The 19,352-nt window shown below is 39.0% G+C and carries 22 protein-coding genes; 10 read left to right on the top strand and 12 right to left on the bottom strand.

The features are described 5' to 3' along the window. The first annotated feature begins 4 nt into the window (after nucleotides 1–4). A complete protein-coding gene (locus tag FY049_RS11945) occupies nucleotides 5–373 on the top strand; it encodes an acyl-CoA thioesterase (protein ID WP_154130156.1) in 369 nt (122 codons plus the stop codon). An 81-nt stretch (nucleotides 374–454) separates the two neighbouring features. Here FY049_RS11945 and FY049_RS11940 read toward each other — a convergent pair whose 3' ends face one another. From FY049_RS11940 to FY049_RS11930, 3 genes are all read right to left on the bottom strand, one after another. Continuing rightward, nucleotides 455–976: a nuclear transport factor 2 family protein gene (locus FY049_RS11940; RefSeq protein WP_446083758.1), complete on the bottom strand. Its 522-nt coding sequence runs from the start codon at nucleotides 974–976 to the stop codon at nucleotides 455–457. Between the two features lie 171 nt (nucleotides 977–1,147). Continuing rightward, a complete protein-coding gene (locus FY049_RS11935) occupies nucleotides 1,148–1,651 on the bottom strand; it encodes a DUF4442 domain-containing protein (protein ID WP_446083757.1) in 504 nt (167 codons plus the stop codon). A gap of 28 nt (nucleotides 1,652–1,679) precedes the next feature. Continuing rightward, on the bottom strand, nucleotides 1,680–2,168 hold the full coding sequence (locus FY049_RS11930; RefSeq protein ID WP_004717983.1) for a YajQ family cyclic di-GMP-binding protein: 489 nt from the start codon (nucleotides 2,166–2,168) through the stop codon (nucleotides 1,680–1,682). Nucleotides 2,169–2,259: 91 nt separating this feature from the next. Between FY049_RS11930 and FY049_RS11925 the strand changes: the two genes are divergently transcribed. Beyond that, nucleotides 2,260–2,574: a rhodanese-like domain-containing protein gene (locus FY049_RS11925; RefSeq protein ID WP_004717980.1), complete on the top strand. Its 315-nt coding sequence runs from the start codon at nucleotides 2,260–2,262 to the stop codon at nucleotides 2,572–2,574. A gap of 49 nt (nucleotides 2,575–2,623) precedes the next feature. Here the strand turns inward: FY049_RS11925 and mnmC are convergent, their stop codons facing one another. The 4 genes from mnmC to FY049_RS11905 form a co-directional block, all read right to left on the bottom strand. Continuing rightward, entirely contained in the window at nucleotides 2,624–4,552 is a 1,929-nt protein-coding gene (gene mnmC / locus FY049_RS11920) for an FAD-dependent 5-carboxymethylaminomethyl-2-thiouridine(34) oxidoreductase MnmC (RefSeq protein ID WP_262782144.1), read from the bottom strand. Between the two features lie 99 nt (nucleotides 4,553–4,651). After that, nucleotides 4,652–5,173 (bottom strand): hypothetical protein, encoded by a 522-nt coding sequence (locus FY049_RS11915; RefSeq protein ID WP_446083756.1) that lies wholly within the window; start codon nucleotides 5,171–5,173, stop codon nucleotides 4,652–4,654. Nucleotides 5,174–5,177: 4 nt separating this feature from the next. Continuing rightward, on the bottom strand, nucleotides 5,178–5,480 hold the full coding sequence (locus tag FY049_RS11910; protein ID WP_004717974.1) for a YciI family protein: 303 nt from the start codon (nucleotides 5,478–5,480) through the stop codon (nucleotides 5,178–5,180). Nucleotides 5,481–5,506: 26 nt separating this feature from the next. Further along, a complete protein-coding gene (locus FY049_RS11905) occupies nucleotides 5,507–6,121 on the bottom strand; it encodes an inner membrane-spanning protein YciB (protein ID WP_004717972.1) in 615 nt (204 codons plus the stop codon). A 44-nt stretch (nucleotides 6,122–6,165) separates the two neighbouring features. Between FY049_RS11905 and FY049_RS11900 the strand changes: the two genes are divergently transcribed. Beyond that, the gene (locus FY049_RS11900) at nucleotides 6,166–7,017 is read left to right on the top strand and encodes a PHP domain-containing protein (protein WP_446083755.1); all 852 of its coding nucleotides are present in this window, start codon (nucleotides 6,166–6,168) and stop codon (nucleotides 7,015–7,017) included. 121 nt (nucleotides 7,018–7,138) lie between these two features. On the opposite strand, the gene ybeY is transcribed toward FY049_RS11900, so the two are convergent. From ybeY to miaB, 3 genes are read right to left on the bottom strand one after another with little or no spacing between them, the layout of a single operon-like run. Then, complete coding sequence (ybeY, locus tag FY049_RS11895) at nucleotides 7,139–7,624, bottom strand: rRNA maturation RNase YbeY (protein ID WP_004818840.1); 486 nt, start codon at nucleotides 7,622–7,624, stop codon at nucleotides 7,139–7,141. A 9-nt stretch (nucleotides 7,625–7,633) separates the two neighbouring features. After that, the gene (locus FY049_RS11890; protein WP_004717967.1) at nucleotides 7,634–8,743 is read right to left on the bottom strand and encodes a PhoH family protein; all 1,110 of its coding nucleotides are present in this window, start codon (nucleotides 8,741–8,743) and stop codon (nucleotides 7,634–7,636) included. Between the two features lie 38 nt (nucleotides 8,744–8,781). Continuing rightward, nucleotides 8,782–10,236, bottom strand: coding sequence for a tRNA (N6-isopentenyl adenosine(37)-C2)-methylthiotransferase MiaB (gene miaB / locus FY049_RS11885; RefSeq protein ID WP_004717965.1), 1,455 nt, complete (start codon nucleotides 10,234–10,236; stop codon nucleotides 8,782–8,784). Between the two features lie 289 nt (nucleotides 10,237–10,525). On the opposite strand from miaB, the gene FY049_RS11880 reads away from it, so the two are divergent. The 4 genes from FY049_RS11880 (at nucleotide 10,526) to FY049_RS11865 (ending at nucleotide 14,842) form a co-directional block, all read left to right on the top strand. Continuing rightward, nucleotides 10,526–12,499, top strand: coding sequence for a transglycosylase SLT domain-containing protein (locus tag FY049_RS11880; RefSeq protein WP_446083754.1), 1,974 nt, complete (start codon nucleotides 10,526–10,528; stop codon nucleotides 12,497–12,499). 38 nt (nucleotides 12,500–12,537) lie between these two features. Next, nucleotides 12,538–13,197: a ribonuclease T2 family protein gene (locus FY049_RS11875; RefSeq protein ID WP_004717962.1), complete on the top strand. Its 660-nt coding sequence runs from the start codon at nucleotides 12,538–12,540 to the stop codon at nucleotides 13,195–13,197. A 170-nt stretch (nucleotides 13,198–13,367) separates the two neighbouring features. After that, nucleotides 13,368–14,354: a malate dehydrogenase gene (locus FY049_RS11870; RefSeq protein WP_004717959.1), complete on the top strand. Its 987-nt coding sequence runs from the start codon at nucleotides 13,368–13,370 to the stop codon at nucleotides 14,352–14,354. Nucleotides 14,355–14,587: 233 nt separating this feature from the next. Further along, on the top strand, nucleotides 14,588–14,842 hold the full coding sequence (locus FY049_RS11865; protein WP_004818847.1) for a DUF2789 family protein: 255 nt from the start codon (nucleotides 14,588–14,590) through the stop codon (nucleotides 14,840–14,842). A gap of 129 nt (nucleotides 14,843–14,971) precedes the next feature. Here FY049_RS11865 and FY049_RS11860 read toward each other — a convergent pair whose 3' ends face one another. Beyond that, nucleotides 14,972–15,499, bottom strand: coding sequence for a hypothetical protein (locus tag FY049_RS11860; protein ID WP_004818848.1), 528 nt, complete (start codon nucleotides 15,497–15,499; stop codon nucleotides 14,972–14,974). A 104-nt stretch (nucleotides 15,500–15,603) separates the two neighbouring features. Further along, on the bottom strand, nucleotides 15,604–16,206 hold the full coding sequence (locus FY049_RS11855; protein WP_004717953.1) for a 2OG-Fe(II) oxygenase: 603 nt from the start codon (nucleotides 16,204–16,206) through the stop codon (nucleotides 15,604–15,606). Nucleotides 16,207–16,322: 116 nt separating this feature from the next. On the opposite strand from FY049_RS11855, the gene FY049_RS11850 reads away from it, so the two are divergent. The 3 genes from FY049_RS11850 to FY049_RS11840 all read left to right on the top strand — a co-directional run bounded on the left by FY049_RS11850 (nucleotide 16,323) and on the right by FY049_RS11840 (nucleotide 19,284). Then, nucleotides 16,323–17,180: a 23S rRNA (adenine(2030)-N(6))-methyltransferase RlmJ gene (locus tag FY049_RS11850; protein WP_004717951.1), complete on the top strand. Its 858-nt coding sequence runs from the start codon at nucleotides 16,323–16,325 to the stop codon at nucleotides 17,178–17,180. Nucleotides 17,181–17,344: 164 nt separating this feature from the next. After that, nucleotides 17,345–18,172, top strand: coding sequence for a CDP-diacylglycerol--serine O-phosphatidyltransferase (gene pssA, locus FY049_RS11845; RefSeq protein WP_105713951.1), 828 nt, complete (start codon nucleotides 17,345–17,347; stop codon nucleotides 18,170–18,172). Between the two features lie 26 nt (nucleotides 18,173–18,198). Then, a complete protein-coding gene (locus tag FY049_RS11840) occupies nucleotides 18,199–19,284 on the top strand; it encodes a DUF6670 family protein (RefSeq protein WP_353163539.1) in 1,086 nt (361 codons plus the stop codon). Nucleotides 19,285–19,352: the final 68 nt, after the last annotated feature.

The following is a 19,352-nucleotide window of genomic DNA, read 5'->3' as shown; positions in this document are numbered from 1 at the left end:
CGCAATGCCAGCAGATACAAACTGGAGTGGTGATGTTTTTGGTGGTTGGATTGTTTCACAAATGGATTTGGCTGGTGCAATTCATGCAGAACGCTTTAGTAAAGGGCGTTGTGCAACGATTTCGATTAATCAGATGACTTTTCTTGTTCCCGTAAAAGTGGGGGATGTGATCAGCTGTTATACCAAGCTTTTAAAGGTCGGTAATACATCGATTCAAATGCAGATCGAAGTTTGGGATAGTCATGACAGTTCTCGTGCTGCCAAACGTGTCACTGCAGGTGTATTTACCTTTGTCGCTGTAGATGTTGCGGGAAATAAACGCCAAATTCCTGAAGATGTAAAGCAGAAGTATTTAGCGTCGCAAAGTGCTTGAATGCTCAAGATAAAAAAATCCCAACATTGTTTGGGATTTCTTATGGAATAGGTGCTTAGATCGTTTGATTTAAATACTGTGTTAAAACATGGTATTGCTGTTGGCGCTTGATTCTGGAACAGCTTGTTGTACATCCCAGTGTTCAACAATTTTTCCATTTTCGACTCTAAAGATATCGATAATCGCAACACCACGATCTTGTGGATTTTGAGCTGAATGAACGTGTAAAAATACTAAGTTTCCTTCTGCGACAGCACGTTTGATTACACTTTTTGCTTCAGGATTTTTTTGGAAATACTGGGTAAAGTGATTTACAAAGGGCGCTTTACCATCTGGAACACGCGGATTGTGTTGAATATATTGGTCACCAATATAACGATCTGCATATGCTTTAACTTGATGCTTTTGAAATACACCTTCATAAAAATCAGTCACAATGGTTTTATTTTGTTGCGCTTGTTGGGTGTTTGATTTCGCTGCTAATGTGTTGCCCGTTGCAGCAGTAGCAACGTGACTTGGATTTTGGGCACATGCAGTGAGAAACAAAATAGGGCTTAGAATGAGGCTGAGTAAAATAATTTTTCTTGGCGTAGCTGATCGCATGGTTATTCTCTATAGTTCAAGTCTTAATAGTTCAAGATGGTGGTGGAAATAACACCATCTTGATGAGTAAGTAAGCATGAATATAGTGAATAATCGTCACTCATTATTTGTACTTTGGTAAATTTTATACTAACTAAACAGTAAGTTTTATTTACATTTGCAGATTTGTATTTATTTCTTTTTTAGGCGTTCTTTTGACACCCAAGCCCACACCATTTGGCATTCGACAGGCTCTTTTCCAGACTCATCCATAATGGTGACTGGAACCAGTGTTTCACCTTTTTCAGAGCTTTGCATTTCTAAAATTTGTTCTTTTCTCAATGTCGCTGTTGCTGTCATATCACCTTTAGACGGTCGTTTATATTCAATATGCATGCTTTTGATCAATACAATTGAACTATCAGGAACATTCATACCTGTGACAAAGCCTGTTGCTGTTTCAGCAATCAGCGCCATTGCAACAGCGTGTAATTGTCCAATATGGTTTTGCATAGCACGGTGGTTTTTAATTTCCACCACAACTTTTGAATGGCTGACTTCTAGGTACTTAATATTGGCTGTGCCCACCATAGGCACAACTCGACCAAACGCCTTACTCCAGAGCGTACTACGAATGCCTTTAGGGAATTTAGAAGTCGCTTTCACAAGTTTAGATAAACGGTTGGTCTGAGTCATGTCTTAACCTATAGTGTTGCTAAAGACCTTAGTCTTTGAAGTTATTAAATTGTAAAGGTACACCGAATTGTTGTTCTTTTAAAAATGCCATAACTTGCTGTAATGTATCGCGCTTTTTATCAGTTACACGTATCTTGTCACCTTGGATAGAAGATTGCACTTTGACGCCACTTTCTTTAATGGCTTTATTAATTTTTTTTGCGGTATCTGAGTCAAGTCCATCTTTAAGCTTGATCACTTGCACAATATTTTTACCTGAAGCCGTCATTTTTTGTGGATCAAGGGCTTGAATATCGATTTTACGTTTAAAGAAATGATTTTCAAGCATGCTATAGACTTGTTCACATTGGAAATCACTTTCAGTTGAAATTTTAATTTCTTTGGCTTTTTCATTAATTTCGATTGAAACGTCCTGACCACGGAAGTCAAAGCGTGTTGCAATTTCTTTTTGTGTGTTTTGAACAGCATGATTTACTTCAAAAATCTCTAATTCTGAAACAATATCGAAAGATGGCATAGTTTAGACCTTTACAAATGGAAAGAATATCTGAGATGCTAGGGATGTTTTCTTCATTTGCCAAGTGTTGTTTACATCAAAGGAGTGCACAATGATCCGTAAATTAGAAATTACAACATTTGAGTTCCCAGAAAATGCAGTTATCTGGGATGTTCGTGATGCAAAAGCCTTTGCCGAAGGCCATGTAAAAGGGGCTGTAAATCAGCCTATAGATGGTTTAAGTGCTGAGAGCTTGACTCAAGTGAATTCGGATCAGTCCATTTACATTTTATGTGGTGGTGGAAGTAAAGCGCCTCGAGCTGCTGAAAAATTAGAGAGTTTAGATGATTCTCGTGATTACGTTGTACTTATGGGGGGAACACGTGCAGCACGTGATGCAGGTCTCCCATTAGAACAGGGTTCATAAAAAAGCGCCGAAAGGCGCTTTTTTATTACAGATAATCAATAAAAAAGAATCATGATTGAATCGGTTTAAAATAAGGTTTTTTGGCTTTTACTTTCTTTTGAAAGCGGTTTGGATTTAATTTTTGCAATAAATTTTGAGGAATCGGGCAAGCTTGATTAAGGACCAAAGCCACCAAGATTTCACTACACAAGGGCGCAAATAAAAAACCTTTAGAGCCAAGCCCAGAAAATGTATAAATCTCTTTCTCAGCTTCAACTTTTCCCAGTAATGGAAAATAGTCCAGACTTTGGGCTCGTACTGAAGCACGTCCGTGCCATTCATCCACTTTGCAGAGTGATTCTGCGTATTGTGGAAACACACTGTGGATAAGTTCATAGTTATGCACATGGTCTTCAAGCAAAACTTCAGTGTCATCACGATTTGGATAAAAAGAAGCACCTAAAATCAAATGCTGCTCATCAAGCTGCATGCAGTAGCCACCATAACTGTAGGCGTATTGCGGATCTAATCGGTGTTTAATATTGTTGAGCCAACTGACTTGTCCACGGATCGGTTTGAGTATAGGGAACTGCTCAAAAAAAGCATGGCTTTCTTTGGCACAACATACAATCACATGATTAAAATCACTAAGATCTGTGTGCTGGCTATCTTGTAGTGTTAATTGATGATGATTCGATTGAACAATACTATGAATGTGAGCATGTTTAAATTGAATCAGCGGATGTTCAAGAATTTGGTCTTTGAGTTGCTGGGGATAAATTGAACCCGCTTGAGTGAGCTGTAAGCTCTCTAGCGTGGTTTGTAGCTCTAAATCATCGGCTGTTTGAGTTTTGAGTAAATCTTGAGGATATTGCGCTGCTAAATCCAGTAAATGTTCAGCATTTTTTTGTACTAATTGTTGAACCGCAATAGCACGAAAAGCCTGAAATTTTGGATAGTGCTGTAGGGCATGTTGCCAAGCCAAGGTCATTAAATGTTCCGAACTTTGCTCGATGGGGCATAGTTTCGGATTTAATAAGGCTAGAGGGTTACCAGAAGCACCTGCTAAAGGCGCTGATTGGTCGTAAATCGTAACTTGATGTCCTCTTTGGGCAAATCCCCATGCGCAGCTTAGACCTGCAATTCCAGCACCAATGATGGCGATTTGGCGTTGATTGAAATTATTTTGATTTTTCCGTGTTTTTTTTTGAATATTTTGCGCTGCAAGGTCCATTGACTGTGATTGATTTTCTTCGACTGCTTGCTCAGATGGATTCCAAATGGCTTTTAGCATTTCACGTTTATGACCAAAACCACGCGGACGTGAAATAGTGATTCCATGCTGTTTTAGACCCCGTTTAAGCACACCTGCCACGCTGAATGAGGCAAAAGTTGTTCCAAAATCTGACAGTCTGACAATATTGTTTAAAACTTTGTCTTCCCACATATCTGGATTACAAGAGGGTGCAAATCCATCTAAAAACCATGCATTAACTTGTTGGGCTTTTACCATTGCTGGAAATACATCATGTGCATCACCTAACCACAGATCAATTGAAAAACGCGCTTCTGGAAAGCTTAAACGGTGACAACCTGCGATGGGTAATGGATAGTGTTGAATCAACTGATCAGAAAATTGTTGAAGTTCAGTCCAGACCTTCAACGCACGGGTTAAATCCTGTTTAGACAAGGGGAACTTCTCTACACTGATCACATGTAGGTGGCTGTGATTATCTGGACGAACATTGTGCCAAAGTTGCCACAATGCCAAAATATTTAATCCTGTACCAAAGCCAGTTTCACCAACACAGAAATATTCAAAATCATCTAAATCTGCAAGTCGTGTTGAAAGATCATTACCATTCAAAAATACGTGTCGGGTTTCAAGTAACCCGTTGTCTTTAGAAAAATAGACATCACCAAATTGTTTGGAAATTGGAACTTCAATTCCATCAATACATTGCCAGTCTAAATCGGCAGTTTGAATGGCATTTGACAAAGCAGATTACCTTTTGATAATTAAAATGAAAAAACCTGACATTTCGCAGTATCAGGTTATAGCGTGAAACTTTCTAAGTGCAAAGTCAAAGCAGTGGGCTTACCACTGACGACGACGTTTGGTATAGATATAGCTTGCGATTAAAAAGCCAAGTAAAACACCAACAGCAATGGTCGCAGCACCATATAAGAACATTTGCGCACTTTGTTCACTTTGTAGAACTTGAACTTGTACACCCAGATTGTCATTTTTGAGTTGTAATTCTTGGTTCTGTGAAAGGGCTTCTAAATTGGCCTTTTCAAGTTGCTGTAAACGTGTTGCTTGGTCTTTAACCAAAGCTTTAGCTTTGGCATCTTGAGACGCTTTTTCTTTGCTAATTTGTTCAGCCGTTAAAGGTTTGTTTTCTTGTGCTTGCGCCTGTGTTTGGGTGCTGGAATTTGCACCTGCTACAGCAGAAATAATACTCGGTTTTGGCGGTGCAACAGGTTGGGCCGCCTGAGTAGGCGCTGCCGTCGTTGCTTGAGTCGCTGAAGATTGAGTAGGCTCAGCCGATACAACAGGTGATAAAAGTACAAAAGAACTTAAAGTCAGGCTAAGTAAGCTTTGGACGACAACGCGCATTATGTTATCCCTTAGGCAATGCTTTATTGAATGGTTTAACATCAATATGACTATAAATCCCTTCTTTTAAGAAAGGTTCGTCTTTTAACCATTCATCCAAAGCTTCACGGCTGTCAAAATCGAGAATTAAAGTACTGCCATAAAAACCTGCTTGTGGATTTTCACGATCAATCGGCATCGCCCCAGCCACGATGACACGGCCTTCAGCATCTAACTTCTCGAGTCGAGCTAAATGTTGTGGGCGTACAGCAAGACGTTTTTCTACTGTACCTGCTTGATCTGTACACGTAATTACAAATAATGGCATGATATTTCTCGATTTTCTAAAACACTTTATTCATCGGTAGATTTAAAGTGTTTTCGTAATATAACAAACTGGATAATAATAAAGGAAAACATGACGATCATGTCACCAAATGCTGTAAATTCACCCCAATATTTTCCACCTGCAAATAAAAATGCGAAGAAAATATGTAAACAAGACATGACAATGAACATTGCAGCCCATGCAAAGTTTAGATTTTTCCAGCCTTTTTCAGTCAGGTTTAAAACAGGACCAAATAATCTTTGAATGAGTGGCTTCTTTTCTTTACCAAAATAGGGAGAGAGTAAGAACGCGCCAGCAAAGGCTAAATTCAAAATTGCAGCTTTCAGGCGAATATAGAAGTCATCACTCAACATTAAGGTGATTCCGCCAAAAATGACGGTCATGAACAAAACAAACCATTGTTGTTTATCCAGACGGAATTTTTGGAAAATGAATAATGCACCATAGACCACAAGCATTGAAATAATCAGACCTGTAGTTGCAACAAGAATGTTGTTGTTATTTACACCACCTGCTGAGCCGATCAATTGTAATAATGGATGATCGGTGTTTTTAGGATCAACCGTTTTGTATAAATAAAAGAAAATTATGAGGGGCACAAAGTCTAAAAGTGCTTTCATGTTAAAGTATCTAGTCTGTTCAGGTTGATGGGATAGTATAAAAGATGCAAGGCATAGATTTACATACTCACAGTAATATTTCTGATGGGATTCTGACGCCAGAGTTATTGGTTCAAGCTGCCATCGAGAAAAGCATACATACACTTGCATTGACGGACCACGATAGCATGGATGGCTTAATACAAGCTGAACAATTTGCAAAAAATCAACCAATTCAAATCATTTCAGGTGTAGAAATCTCTAGTCAATGGTCCAGACCTGAGACTAAAAAAAGTTATGGTGTGCATATTGTTGCGCTCAATATGCAAAATCCTGAACCATTACAACAGCTTTTAACGCAACAGAAGAAAATTCGTGCTGAGCGAGCCAAGCAAATCTGTGATCTGCTAATTCCTTTGATTCATCAGGATATTTATGCAGAAGTTGTGGCAAAGGTGGATGGTGAACCTGATCGGATTACTCGGACGCATATTGCCAAGACCCTTGTAGAAAAGGGTTTTGTTCAGCGTGCACAGCAGGCATTTGATAAATACATTAAGGAAGGTAAAAAAGCCTATGTAAAATTTGATGGTTTAGGTTTGGCAGAAACCATTCAAGTGATTCATGAAAGTCAAGGTTTTGCAGTATTGGCACACCCAACACGTTATGATCTATCAGCAACAAATACCCGTTATTTAATTGAAATCTTTGCACAATATGGTGGGGATGCTGTTGAGCTTCCACCCGCAATGGAACCCGCTTCAACACGACAAATGGTTGATCGAATGATTGCTGAATATGGTTTAAAAGTCTCTGTGGGGAGTGATTTTCATGGTGACAATATGCCTTGGATTAAATTGGGCAATATTCCACGTGTTAAAGAAGGGCAAGTAGGGATTTGGGAGAGTTTCCGATAATACATCGTGATGATGTATTCAAATACTTAGATTTTCGAATGAGATCTGTTTTGGAAAGGCATCTCATTTGAATGAAACAAAAAATCCCTCTATGGTAGAGGGATTTGGGTTGATTATAAAATCAACTTTCTTTAACAGTATAAGGGTTTTCAAAGCCTAGTTTTTTCAAGATTTCAATTTCGAGCGCTTCCATTTCCTCGGCATCATCATCAGAAGTTTCATGGTCATAACCCATTAAATGTAAGGTGCCATGAACCAGCATATGAGTGAAATGCTCAATAGGTGTTTTTTGTTGTTCAATCGACTCTTGTAAAACCACGGGGATGCAAATGACTAAATCACCGATGGGTAATGCATCGAGCATGGGTAAAACTTCTTCAGGAATCTCACTTGGAAAAGACAATACATTGGTGGGTTTGTCTTTTTCACGATATTCAAAATTTAATTTGTGACTTTCATCTTCATCAACACACGCAATTCCGATTTCACAATCTTGGTCTACATCAATATGACGTAGTGTTGTTTCAATGACTTTTTTTACATAGACACGTTTGAGCACCAATTCTGGTGCTTCAAACGCTTGTTGTAACGATAAGCTAAGTTTCAAAAACAGTCCTTAAACATTTTCCTGATTTGCAGCAGTATGTTCTTCATGTTGAGCATCTGCGGCAGAATCATTTTCAGAAATTAAGGCTTCTTGACGTGCTTTACGTTCTGCACGTGCTTCAGCACTTAAACGGTATTGTTCACTGTCCCATCCTTCATAAGCCTCTACAATTTTTTGTACCAGCTGGTGACGAACGACATCACGGGAATGGAAGCGAGTGATGTGAATTTCTTTGATTTTTTCGATAATACGCAATGCGTGAGCAAGACCAGACTGTTGCCCGCGTGGTAAATCGACCTGCGTAATATCCCCAGTGATCACTGCACGAGAACCAAAACCTAAACGGGTCAAAAACATCTTCATCTGTTCAGGGGTGGTGTTTTGTGCTTCATCGAGAATCACAAAGGAATGATTTAATGTACGGCCACGCATATAAGCAAGCGGTGCAACTTCAATCACTTGACGCTCAATCAGTTTTGCAACTTTTTCAAAGCCAAGCATTTCATACAATGCATCATAAAGCGGGCGTAGATATGGGTCGATCTTTTGGCTTAAATCACCCGGCAAGAAACCGAGTTTTTCCCCAGCTTCAACAGCAGGGCGAACCAAAAGGATCCGTTGAATTTCATTACGTTCTAGCATATCTACCGCAGCAGCGACTGCAAGATAGGTTTTACCTGTACCTGCAGGGCCGATTCCGAAAGAAATATCGCTTTGTAGAATACGTTGTACATAACGTTTTTGATTGGCACCACGAGGGTTGATTCGACCTTTACGCGTTTGCAACCAGACATCATCTAAACCGGTATGCTCATTGTCTGAAAGGTCGTCTTGTAACTCACGGTCAGTTTGGCTGCCTTGAATCATCAAATGAATCGTATCAGCACTGATTTGCTGAGAGAGTTCAGCTTCTGCATGCAAACGCTGCAATAAACCTTCAGCTCTCTCAACTGCTTCTAAATCACCATCGATATAGAAGTTATCGTTGCGATGAGAAATGTTGACATTTAAACGTTGTTCGATTTGTTTCAGATGACCGTTATAAGCACCTAACATGCTTTTTAAACGTTCAACTGAAATACCTGGAAAAGCTACTGTACGTCGAATCGCTGCAGTCAAGAGATATCCTTTTTTAAAGTAAAGTCTATACCCTTACATTACGCCACGTCAGGCTCAAGATTCAAGAGTTCTCCATAAACTAAATTTAGGGTCTTAATCTCTGTAACCTCAATCTCTGCAAAGCGTCCGACCCAAGAGGCGTCACCTACAAATGTTACTAAACGTGTATTGTCAGCTGTACCGACCAATAAATTTGGATCTTTATTAGAAACATTTTCAACCAGTACACGTTGAATGGTCCCTAACATCGCATCGGTTTTACGAATACTTGATTGCTTAATCCAGTGTTGAACTTTGGCTAAACGTTCTTTCTTGACTGCATCAGAAGTGTCATCAGGTAATTCAGACGCTGGTGTGCCAGGACGTTTTGAATAAACAAAACTATAAGAATGATCAAAGTCTAAATCTTGGATAAACTGATAGGTTTCTTCAAAATGTGCATCAGTTTCACCAGGGAAGCCGATGATGAAATCTGAAGATAAATGCATATCTGGACGAGCTTTACGCAGTTTGGCAATTTTTTCGATATAGACATCAATGGTGTGGTTACGCTTCATCGCTTGTAACACATCATTTGAGCCGCTTTGTACAGGTAAATGCAGATGTGAAACCATTTGTGGTAGGTCACGGTAGCATTGAATCAAATCTTCATTAAATTCTAGCGGATGTGAAGTCGTATAGCGTAAACGACCGATTCCTGGAATTTCTGCAACCAAACGTAATAAATCTGCAAAGGTACAAATTTCACCTTCAAAAGTTTCACCACGGTAACCGTTTACATTTTGTCCTAAAAGGCTAATTTCACGAACGCCTTTTTCAGCCAAACCGGCAATTTCTGCCAAGACATCATCCAAAGGACGAGAAACTTCTTCACCACGAGTATAGGGAACCACACAGAAAGAACAGTACTTTGAACAACCTTCCATGATTGAAACAAACGCTTTGTAACCTTCAACACGCGGTTCAGGTAAAAAGTCGAATTTTTCAATGTCAGGGAATGAAATATCTACGAGTTTAATTTTGTCTTTTTTCGGTTTTTCGATTTGCTCAACATGCTGATCCAGCATTTGCGGTAAACGGTGCAAGGTTTGAGGGCCAAAAACCATATCGACATACGGTGCACGTTTTTGAATGTTGTCGCCTTCTTGAGAAGCAACACATCCACCAACACCGATGACGAGATCAGGATTTTTTTCTTTTAATTTGCGCCAGCGACCCAACTCAGAAAATACTTTTTCTTGGGCTTTTTCTCGAATTGAGCAGGTATTCATTAACAGGATATCTGCGTCACTTGGATCTTTGGTTAAAATATAACCGTGTGAGTCGCCTAAAAGATCTGCCATACGATGACTGTCATACTCATTCATCTGACACCCTTGCGTTTCGATATACAGTTTTTTTACTGCACCGTCGGCTGGGGTGTGCTGTGGCTGGGTTACAGTGTTTTCTGAGGCAGCTTTGGCACCATTGGGAATGAAGGTTTGAACCGTCATGGAGGCGTCTTTCCTATGAATAAAGGGAATTTTGAATGTGTACTAAGCCTGCTATTTTAACAGACTCATAAAAGGCGCGCTATTTTATAGCATTTAGAGTGAACTCAGGAAAATATTTAGCGGCTATTGCCATTTATTGGATTGTAGGGCATTGAAAATGAAAATTATGAAGAAAAAATAGAGAACAATATTAATGATGAATCATAAGGTTACATAACACAACAGTAGAAATGGATTAGAATAATTAAACTAGGCACAAATAAGTGCATCAGTATGTTAAAGGCACATCATGCAGGTTGAGAGAAAAACGGTGTTAAAGCAGCAACTTAAGCAAAATAAATTAAAACTTTACCTTTTAGGAACAGTTGCATGTACAAGCCTGCAAGTGGCTCATGCTGCTGAAGAGCAGTTTAATGATGCTTTACGTAATGCAAATAATCCAAGCGCTTTAGAACAATACCGTTCTTCAATGCAAAATGATGCTTTGGGCTATTATCCTGAGTATTGGTCACTGAATTCAAATCTCGCTTTTCAACCTCCTGCAAATATTATTAGCTTTGCGCAACGTTATCCTCAATCGGCGATGGCGGAAAAGTTAGCTGCGGATTATGTCGAAGAAAAGGTGAAACAAGCAGATTACGCCAGTGCGCAACCTGTATTGCAATATGTCTCTAATCCAGATCAAGCAGAACGTTGTGCTGTTGCTCAAGTTCGTGCGAAAACTGGAGACGTTTTGGTCTATGCTGAATTTAAAGATGTTTGGTTGGCAACCAATTCTCAACCTGAATCATGCAATGGTTTAGGCCGCATGATGCTTAGTAGCCCACTCATGACCGCCCAAGATCGCCAACAACGATTATATACACAACTGAGAGCAGGGCAGTCTGGTCTAGCCATCGCTACCGCACAAACGATTGGCGTTAATTTATCGTTAACCCAATTGAACCAAATCCAAGCCAATCCATTAAATTATTTATGGTCTGCACCAAAAAACAATGTAGAAGATTATGCTTATTTGGTTTATGCACTGGGTCGTGCAGCAGATACGGATTTAACCAGCGCTTTGCAGTCGGTACCTAAGTTGGTTCAGGGTGTACCAGCAGATGTACAAAAATATATTTATCGTACAGTCGGTTATATCGGCGGAACGACCGTCATGAAAAATAATTTTAATCGTGAAGTACTGCAAAATTTTGATGCAAGCTATGGTGTGCCTTTCAGTGCAGAAGAAGCAGAAGTTTATGCACGACAAGCCATTCGATTTGGGGCTTGGGAAAGTGTGATTCGTGCAATAGACAGTATGAGCGTGACACAAAAGCAAGAAGACCGTTGGCAATATTGGTTGGCGCGTGCTTCAGAACAACGCAATGATGCACAATCTAAAAGAACCGCCAAAGATATCTATCAACGATTGGCAATGTCGGGTGATGATTATCATAATCTGCTTGCTAAAGATCATTTGGGGCAAAAGTATAATGATAGCCCTGCCAGAGAACAGCCTTCAACTGATGATCAGCAACGCTTAAATAGCGATATTCATTTCCGTCGTGCATTTACTTTACGAAATATTAATGCACCTGCAACTTATACCAATAGGGAATGGAACTGGGCAGTACGTCAGGCATACTTAAAACATGATGATGGGTTGCTGCTTGCTGCGGCAAAACGTGCAACTGAGATGGGCTGGTATGATCGTGCAATTTATGCGGCAGAACGTACTGAGAAAAAACATAACTATGTTTATCGTTATGCAACACCTCATCAGTCGTTAGTGGTGAGTCATAGCCGTAATGCGGGTATTGATCCTGCTTGGGCCTATGGTTTAATGCGCCAAGAAAGCCGTTTTGTAACTGCTGCTCGCTCACATGTTGGTGCAGGTGGTTTGATGCAAATCATGCCAGGCACTGCAAAGTTGGTGGCAAAACAAATGGGTGAAACTTATAATCCTGCTGCGCTCAGTGATGCCAATACCAATATTCGCTATGGTACTTTCTATCTATCGATGATTCATGGTCAATTAAGCAGTAATCCTGTCTTGGCAACCGCAGGGTATAATGCTGGGCCAAATCGCGCGAAACGTTGGCAACCAGATTATCAAAATCTTTCAGCAGATCAATATACAGAATCTATTCCTCTGAATGAAACACGTGACTATGTAAAAAATGTGATGACCAATGCAGCACATTATGGAATCTTGTTGGGACAAGGGCCTCAAGCGATTGAAAGTCGTATGCCTGTTATTCCAACCCGTGTTTCACAATAAAACTATTTGGACTTGGATGAAACTTTGTTGGTAAATCAATGATTTTCAAAATTTTGCGTAAATTGAAACAATCTTGCTTAGCATGGAGCTTATGCTTTGCGGGATTGTTTGGGCTCAATGTGCAGTTACATGCTGCACCGCAATTACAAGGCTATGTCATGCAAGTCCAGTTGACACCTGCTGTCTGTGCACTTGATTCTTCAAAACAAAAGCAACGCAAATGTCTCGAAGGTTATTCATTGACAATCACAGGTCTGTTGCCTGAAACGACAGAGCGGAATTGCACTACGAATACATCTGCAAGTTTAACGCCTTTACAAGCTAAGGTGGTTGCACGGGTAATGCCTGAGGAAAATGCACGTATTCAATTGTGGCGTAGTGTGGGTGGCTGTGTTCCAATGAATGCGAGTCAATATTTTAGAACTGTGATTAATTTAGCAGATCGTTTGAAAATTCCTGCAGATTTAACCAGCTCTGAAAACAAAAATGTGCAACATAATGCGTTAAAAACTCAATTTGTTAGATTAAACCCGGGAATGAATAACGACAGTATCCGTTTTACTTGTCAAAGTTCATCATCAAACCCAGTGTTAACCGAGGTTCAAGTGTGTTATCGGGTCAATGGTCAGTATAAACAATGTTCAAATCACATCGTTTCAAACTGCCCAAATACATTCTCGATCAAAGGGACTTATTAGTTCTTCTGAGGAATTTTATTTATATTTCCTATCATACTTTTGTTGAAAAGCATTCTCTTTTACATGCAACTGTTAAAGGATTGGAGTACAATCTTTGCCGTTTATGATAATTCGATTAAAACGGATTTAACCGTTTAATCACATTAACGATCCTCATTGGAGATAATTACATGAAGCAACCTGTTCGCGTTGCCGTTACTGGCGCAGCTGGTCAAATCGGTTACAGCTTATTATTCCGTATCGCTAGCGGTGAAATGCTTGGTAAAGACCAACCCGTTATTTTGCAATTGTTAGAAGTTCCATTTGAGAAAGCTCAAGCTGCGCTTAAAGGCGTAATGATGGAATTAGATGACTGTGCTTTCCCATTATTGGCTGGCATGATCGGTACTGATGATCCAAAAGTTGCATTTAAAGATGCTGACTACGCGTTATTGGTTGGTTCACGTCCACGCGGTCCTGGTATGGAACGTGCTGACTTGTTGAAAGTGAACGGTGAAATCTTCATTGGTCAAGGCCAAGCACTTAACGAAGTTGCGAGCCGTGACGTTAAAGTACTTGTTGTAGGTAACCCTGCAAATACAAATGCTTATATCGCAATGAAATCTGCTCCAGATCTTCCAGCGAAGAACTTTACAGCAATGTTACGTCTTGACCACAACCGTGCGTTGACTCAAATTGCTCAAAAAGCGGGTGTTGCTGTAGCGGATATCAAAAACCTTACAGTCTGGGGTAACCACTCTCCAACAATGTATGCGGACTACCGTTTTGCAACTGCAAATGGCGTAAGCTTAAAAGACAAAATCAACGATGCTGATTGGAACGCAAACGTATTCCTTCCAACTGTTGGTAAACGTGGTGCTGCAATCATTGAAGCGCGTGGTCTTTCTTCTGCTGCTTCTGCTGCAAATGCTGCGATCGATCATATGCGTGATTGGGCGCTTGGCACCAATGGCGAATGGGTAACAATGGGTATTCCTTCTGACGGTTCTTATGGAATTCCTGAAGGTGTGATGTACGGTGTTCCTGTAATTTGTGAAAATGGCGAATACACTCGTGTTGAAGGCTTAGAAATTGATGCATTCAGCCGTGAACGTATGGACAAAACACTTCAAGAACTTGAAGAAGAGCGCGCAGCTATTGCTGATATGCTTAAATAATTAAAAATTAATCTTTTAAAGATTAATTTTGAAAAAGCACTCTATTTAGAGTGCTTTTTTTATGCTTCAAATCAAACATCTTGAGAATAGATAATTTATATTAAGCCAACATTTGTTTGTTTTTTAATCACAAATTGAAACAAGAAAATTAAAATCTAGACTATCTTTTAAAATTATTTTCTTATAAGTTAATTGAATAAAAGATGACAAATAAATTTATATAAGGAGGCAATATGCTCAGGACGAACACACCATCCTTAGAATTACTATTTTCTCAACTTGGTTTGGCAAATAGTCCCGCAGCAATTGAGCTATATGTACGCACTCATCAATTGCCAGCAAATCTTTCATTACATGAAGCGCCGTTTTGGAATAAATCTCAACGTGACTTATTAATTAGTCATTTGATACAAGATGATGATTGGGCAATTTGGATTGACGAGTTAAACCAACAATTACATCTAGATGCGTATAAGCTAACAGCCTAATGATTTAGTTTCCCCCAGAGCAACAAAAAAGATGGCCGTTATGGCCATCTTTTCTATTTCGCATCGATCAAATTAGCATTGATCAAAACGAATAACAAATTGAGTTATTTTGAAAGGGCATAGCGCTGATCAATGTAATTTAGACTGAATCATTTGACTAAACCAAGCTTCATTGCGAACAGGTCTAAAGGCAGTGTGTTGTTGCAGTAAGGTTAAATCAAAATCAGTTGTCTTGATATATTTACTCAGCCAGTGACGAGTCAATGCAAATTCATTTTTACTCACAGATGCATAAGCCAACATAAAGTAAATATCAGCATGATGATGTTGTGCCAATGGTTTTAAAATCTGCTGCGTAATCAAGGCATAACGTGATTCTTTGGTTAATTCAAAGTAAATCATATAAGCTTTGGCCAAATGCAAAGAAAGCTGAATGTAGACTGACATTGGCATTTCTTCATATTCAAATCGTGCAGTTTCAAGTAAAACAATGGCTTCTTGCAAGAAATGAATTTGTTCCTGCTTTGAATGACTTTGAGTGACCAGTTGTAAGCGTAAGTCCCCACGTTCAAGTGCAAGTTCAGGTGTATTGCCTGACAAATACAATTGATCTGTTTCCCCAATACGCGAGATGATTTGTTTTGTATTATCAAACATGTGCTGAATCCTCTGAATTTATGAAGAGTATTATGAGGTCTATTTCAATAATTTAAAGCTTGGCCTATAGAGATACAGCGTTGCAAATTTGAAAACTGAGTATATTACAACACAGTATTGTCGCTTCTTAGCCATGCGGTAATTGATAGTCGCTGATGTTTGGCTTCTAGCACTTCATGTAATAAATCACTTTGGAACATGGCAATACGATTAGGCTGGGGATCTATTGTATGCCAAACATTATTTTTATCCTGTAAGTGTAACTTTCCGCCCCAGTCATCCTGCCATTCTTGGTGTAGATAATACACCGTAGAAATCATACGACCATTTTTACCTTGTGGATTATCGCGATGAAGTGCATAGAATTCACCTGCGTTATAGCAGGCAAAATGTGCTTCTACATCCTGAATGCCTAAATAAAATGAGTAGTTTAAAATTTGCGAGAGCTGTTTGAGTGCATCAATATGTTGTTGTGCGATCGTGAGCTCTTCATTGATCCACAAGATATGGTCGCTGCGAATATTGCTGATCACACCATTTTGAATTGCTGCTTCACGAAAGCGATTTAAATTTGAAGTACATTCTGCAACCAGTTGAAGTCCGTATTCAGCGGAGTAAGCATGATCAATAATGGTAAATCCATGTTGATCTAAATCATCAAGAATTTGATCAACATTCCATGACTTTGGGAGTAGCAGCGCTTCCATAAATTACCAAAAAATAGTGCAATAAAGATATGTTGTTATATTAGAACAAACGATGGACAGTGAAGAAATATTTTTTCGTGTTAAAATGATTGTTGAACTCAGGAATTAATCGAAACATGAATTACCGTCACCATTTCCATGCAGGCAACTTTGCCGATGTCATGAAACATGTGTTATTGCTGCAACTTTTGACACGTCTAAATACTAAAGACAAACCATATCGCTATATAGATACACATGGTGGTGCAGGTAAATATGATTTATCTACTTCTGAAGCACAAAAATCAGGTGAATTCTTAACCGGTATTCATCGTCTGGTTAAGCTTGATGAGTCGATTAAACGTAATGCGCCTGAAGGTGTAAAACAATATCTTAAAATTGTTGAAGATATGCGTGCAGGTTCAGGTAAAGGTGCTTATCCAGGTTCACCATGGTTTGCGCTTGAAGGCATGCGTGACATTGATAAAGCGACTATTTTTGAAATGCAGCGTGATGTGTTTCAACAATTGTATTTTAATATTCGTGATAAACGTGCGGGTTTACATGAGCGTGATGCTTATGAAGGTCTTTTGGGGGTTATTCCACCAAAAGAAAAACGTGGTTTGGTGATGATCGATCCACCTTATGAATTAGAACGTAAAGACTTTCCGCAATTGGTCGAGTTGATTGCCACTGCACATAAAAAATGGCCAACAGGCGTATTTGCAATTTGGTATCCAATTAAAGATCGTGCCATGATTGATCGTTTTGAAAAGAAAATGATGAAAACAGGGATTCGCCGTCAGTTGGTCTGTGAAGTTTGTGTTTGGCCAGATGACACACCAGTCGGGTTGAATGGTTGTGGTTTGTTGGTGATTAATCCACCTTGGAAATTCTCTAACGACGCTGATGAGGCACTGCAATGGTTGTTCCCACATTTACGTATGAGTGAAAATGGTGGGCATGCTGCTGTTCGCTGGTTAGTGGGTGAATAATCCATTCGATTGGATATCAACAGAAACATGAACGATGGTGTGAATTACAAATTAAGACGAAATACATTGAGTAATTCACATCAATTTCACTTAAAAATGAATGTGATAAAATATTTAAGTGAGATATCAACAGCTCCATAAGAGCCATAGATAGGATTCAAAAAATGACAAATATAAATAAACCAGAAAGCCCAAACTCTTCTAATCAAGACCATGGATTTGATGGCATTACTTTTGAAGTGGAAGAAGAAGAGCATACCCATGAAGGGCAGAAGGTCAAACGTCGCGGAATCTATTTGTGGCCTAACCTGATTACAACATCTGCATTGTTATCTGGCTTTTACTCGATCATTGCCAGTATGAATGGTGACTTCACTCAAGCCGTTTATGCGATTTTCCTTGCAGCACTATTTGATGGTTTAGATGGTCGTGTTGCTCGTGCAATTGGTGCACAAAGTGCTTTTGGTGAACAATTCGATTCACTTTCTGATCTCTTGGCATTTGGTGTTGCGCCAGCAATTTTGATGTATAGCTGGAGTTTGCATGATCTAGGGCGGATTGGCTTGGCTGCTTGTTTTGTTTATACCGCGTGTGCTGCGTTTCGTTTAGCCCGCTTTAATGTACAAATTGGTGTGGTCGATAAGCGTTATTTCATCGGTGTGGCAAGCCCATTGGCAGCGATTATTATTATTGCATGGGTATGGGTTGGACAAGATTTTACCTATATTTTTGATTTAAAAGATGTTGCGATTCAAGCGACCAATGCATTTGTTATCATTGCAGTGGGTTTGTTGATGATATCAAATATTAAATATTATTCTTTTAAAACAGTAGACCGTAAACGTGTTCCATTCTTTGTGTTGCCTATAGCAGTTTTTATCCTTGCAGCAATCACTTATAATATTCCTGTAGGGATTTTAGTCATTTCGATTATCTATGCGATTTCTGGTTTTGTGACAACATTCTTAGCGAGAAAGACTACTGTTGAATAAAAGATAAAAAGGTAAGGGGGCTTGATATGCGGTTGTTTCAAGATTTCTTAGATCAGTCTAAACAGCTGAATCAAGCTCAAAAGCCTATAGAACTTTGCTGTCATCCCCCACAAGACAGATATAAAATTATTCATCAAAAATTAGTGCTTGCCAATTTACCTGCGCCGTTGCATTACCTCAATTTTTTTAGTTTGATTGGACAGCCCAATAGTCCTGTTTTTTGCAATAACAATGAAATCTCAACAACTGCTTTAGATACAGCAACCTTACTGGTCAGCTCCAGCCCCCATATGGTGGGACAATTAAACTCATACTCAATTCAGCATGAATGCCAATTTCACCTTGATGAAAATAGCAATGTGACCTATACATTTGGTCAAAAAGAAAAAGTGTTTGGAAAAATTCCTGATTTTACTATTCAAAGACAAGATGACGAATTGAGTGTGAATTTAAGCATTACAACAATACCTTTGATTTCTCATTTTATTCATTTGAAATTTGGATTTGCACAGCACTGGTCTTTGGTTGCACATTGTAAAGGGACAATTCAATACAAAGATCAAAATTACCAAATTGAACAAAATGCTGTTTTTGAATATATGAAAACAGTGAATTTTCCTTATCTGCCTTATGCGCTGTATACATATCAATTGATTCAAGTGAATGATGATCTACAGATTATTTTTATGCATAGTCGTGATCAGATGAATAATATTTTACATTCACGTATCTATATTCGAGATATTCAAAACAATGAAACAAAAATGCTTGATCGACAGGTCTGTTTCAATATTCATCGGGTGTTCCCTAAAGTGACAACAGTAAATCATCAGGAGATGTATTTACCACGCGAGTTTGAATGGCAATATCAAGATGAAAATACCAAAATTGATATTCAAGCACAAAGCCGTGGTGATTATAAATTTGGCTTAGCCGCGGGTTATGTTGGAAGTTTTGTTTATCAACTACATCTCAATGATGAATATTATCAAGGTGAGGGTGGTTACTGTGAATATATAGATTGCCGCCCTTTAAAATGGCAGGAAATAGATAAAGACAATAAATTATCAAATAAATCGAGCAGTCCTGTGCTGATCATGCTTAAAAAATAGACCAAAAAACAGAAATAAGGCCAATTTAGAAGAATAAATAAGCAAGTGATAGATATAATGAAAAATAA

The organism is Acinetobacter sp. 1125_18A, from assembly GCF_052824985.1.
The sequence above is the reverse complement of the archived record's forward strand: the minus strand, read 5'-3'. Positions and strand labels throughout refer to the sequence as shown.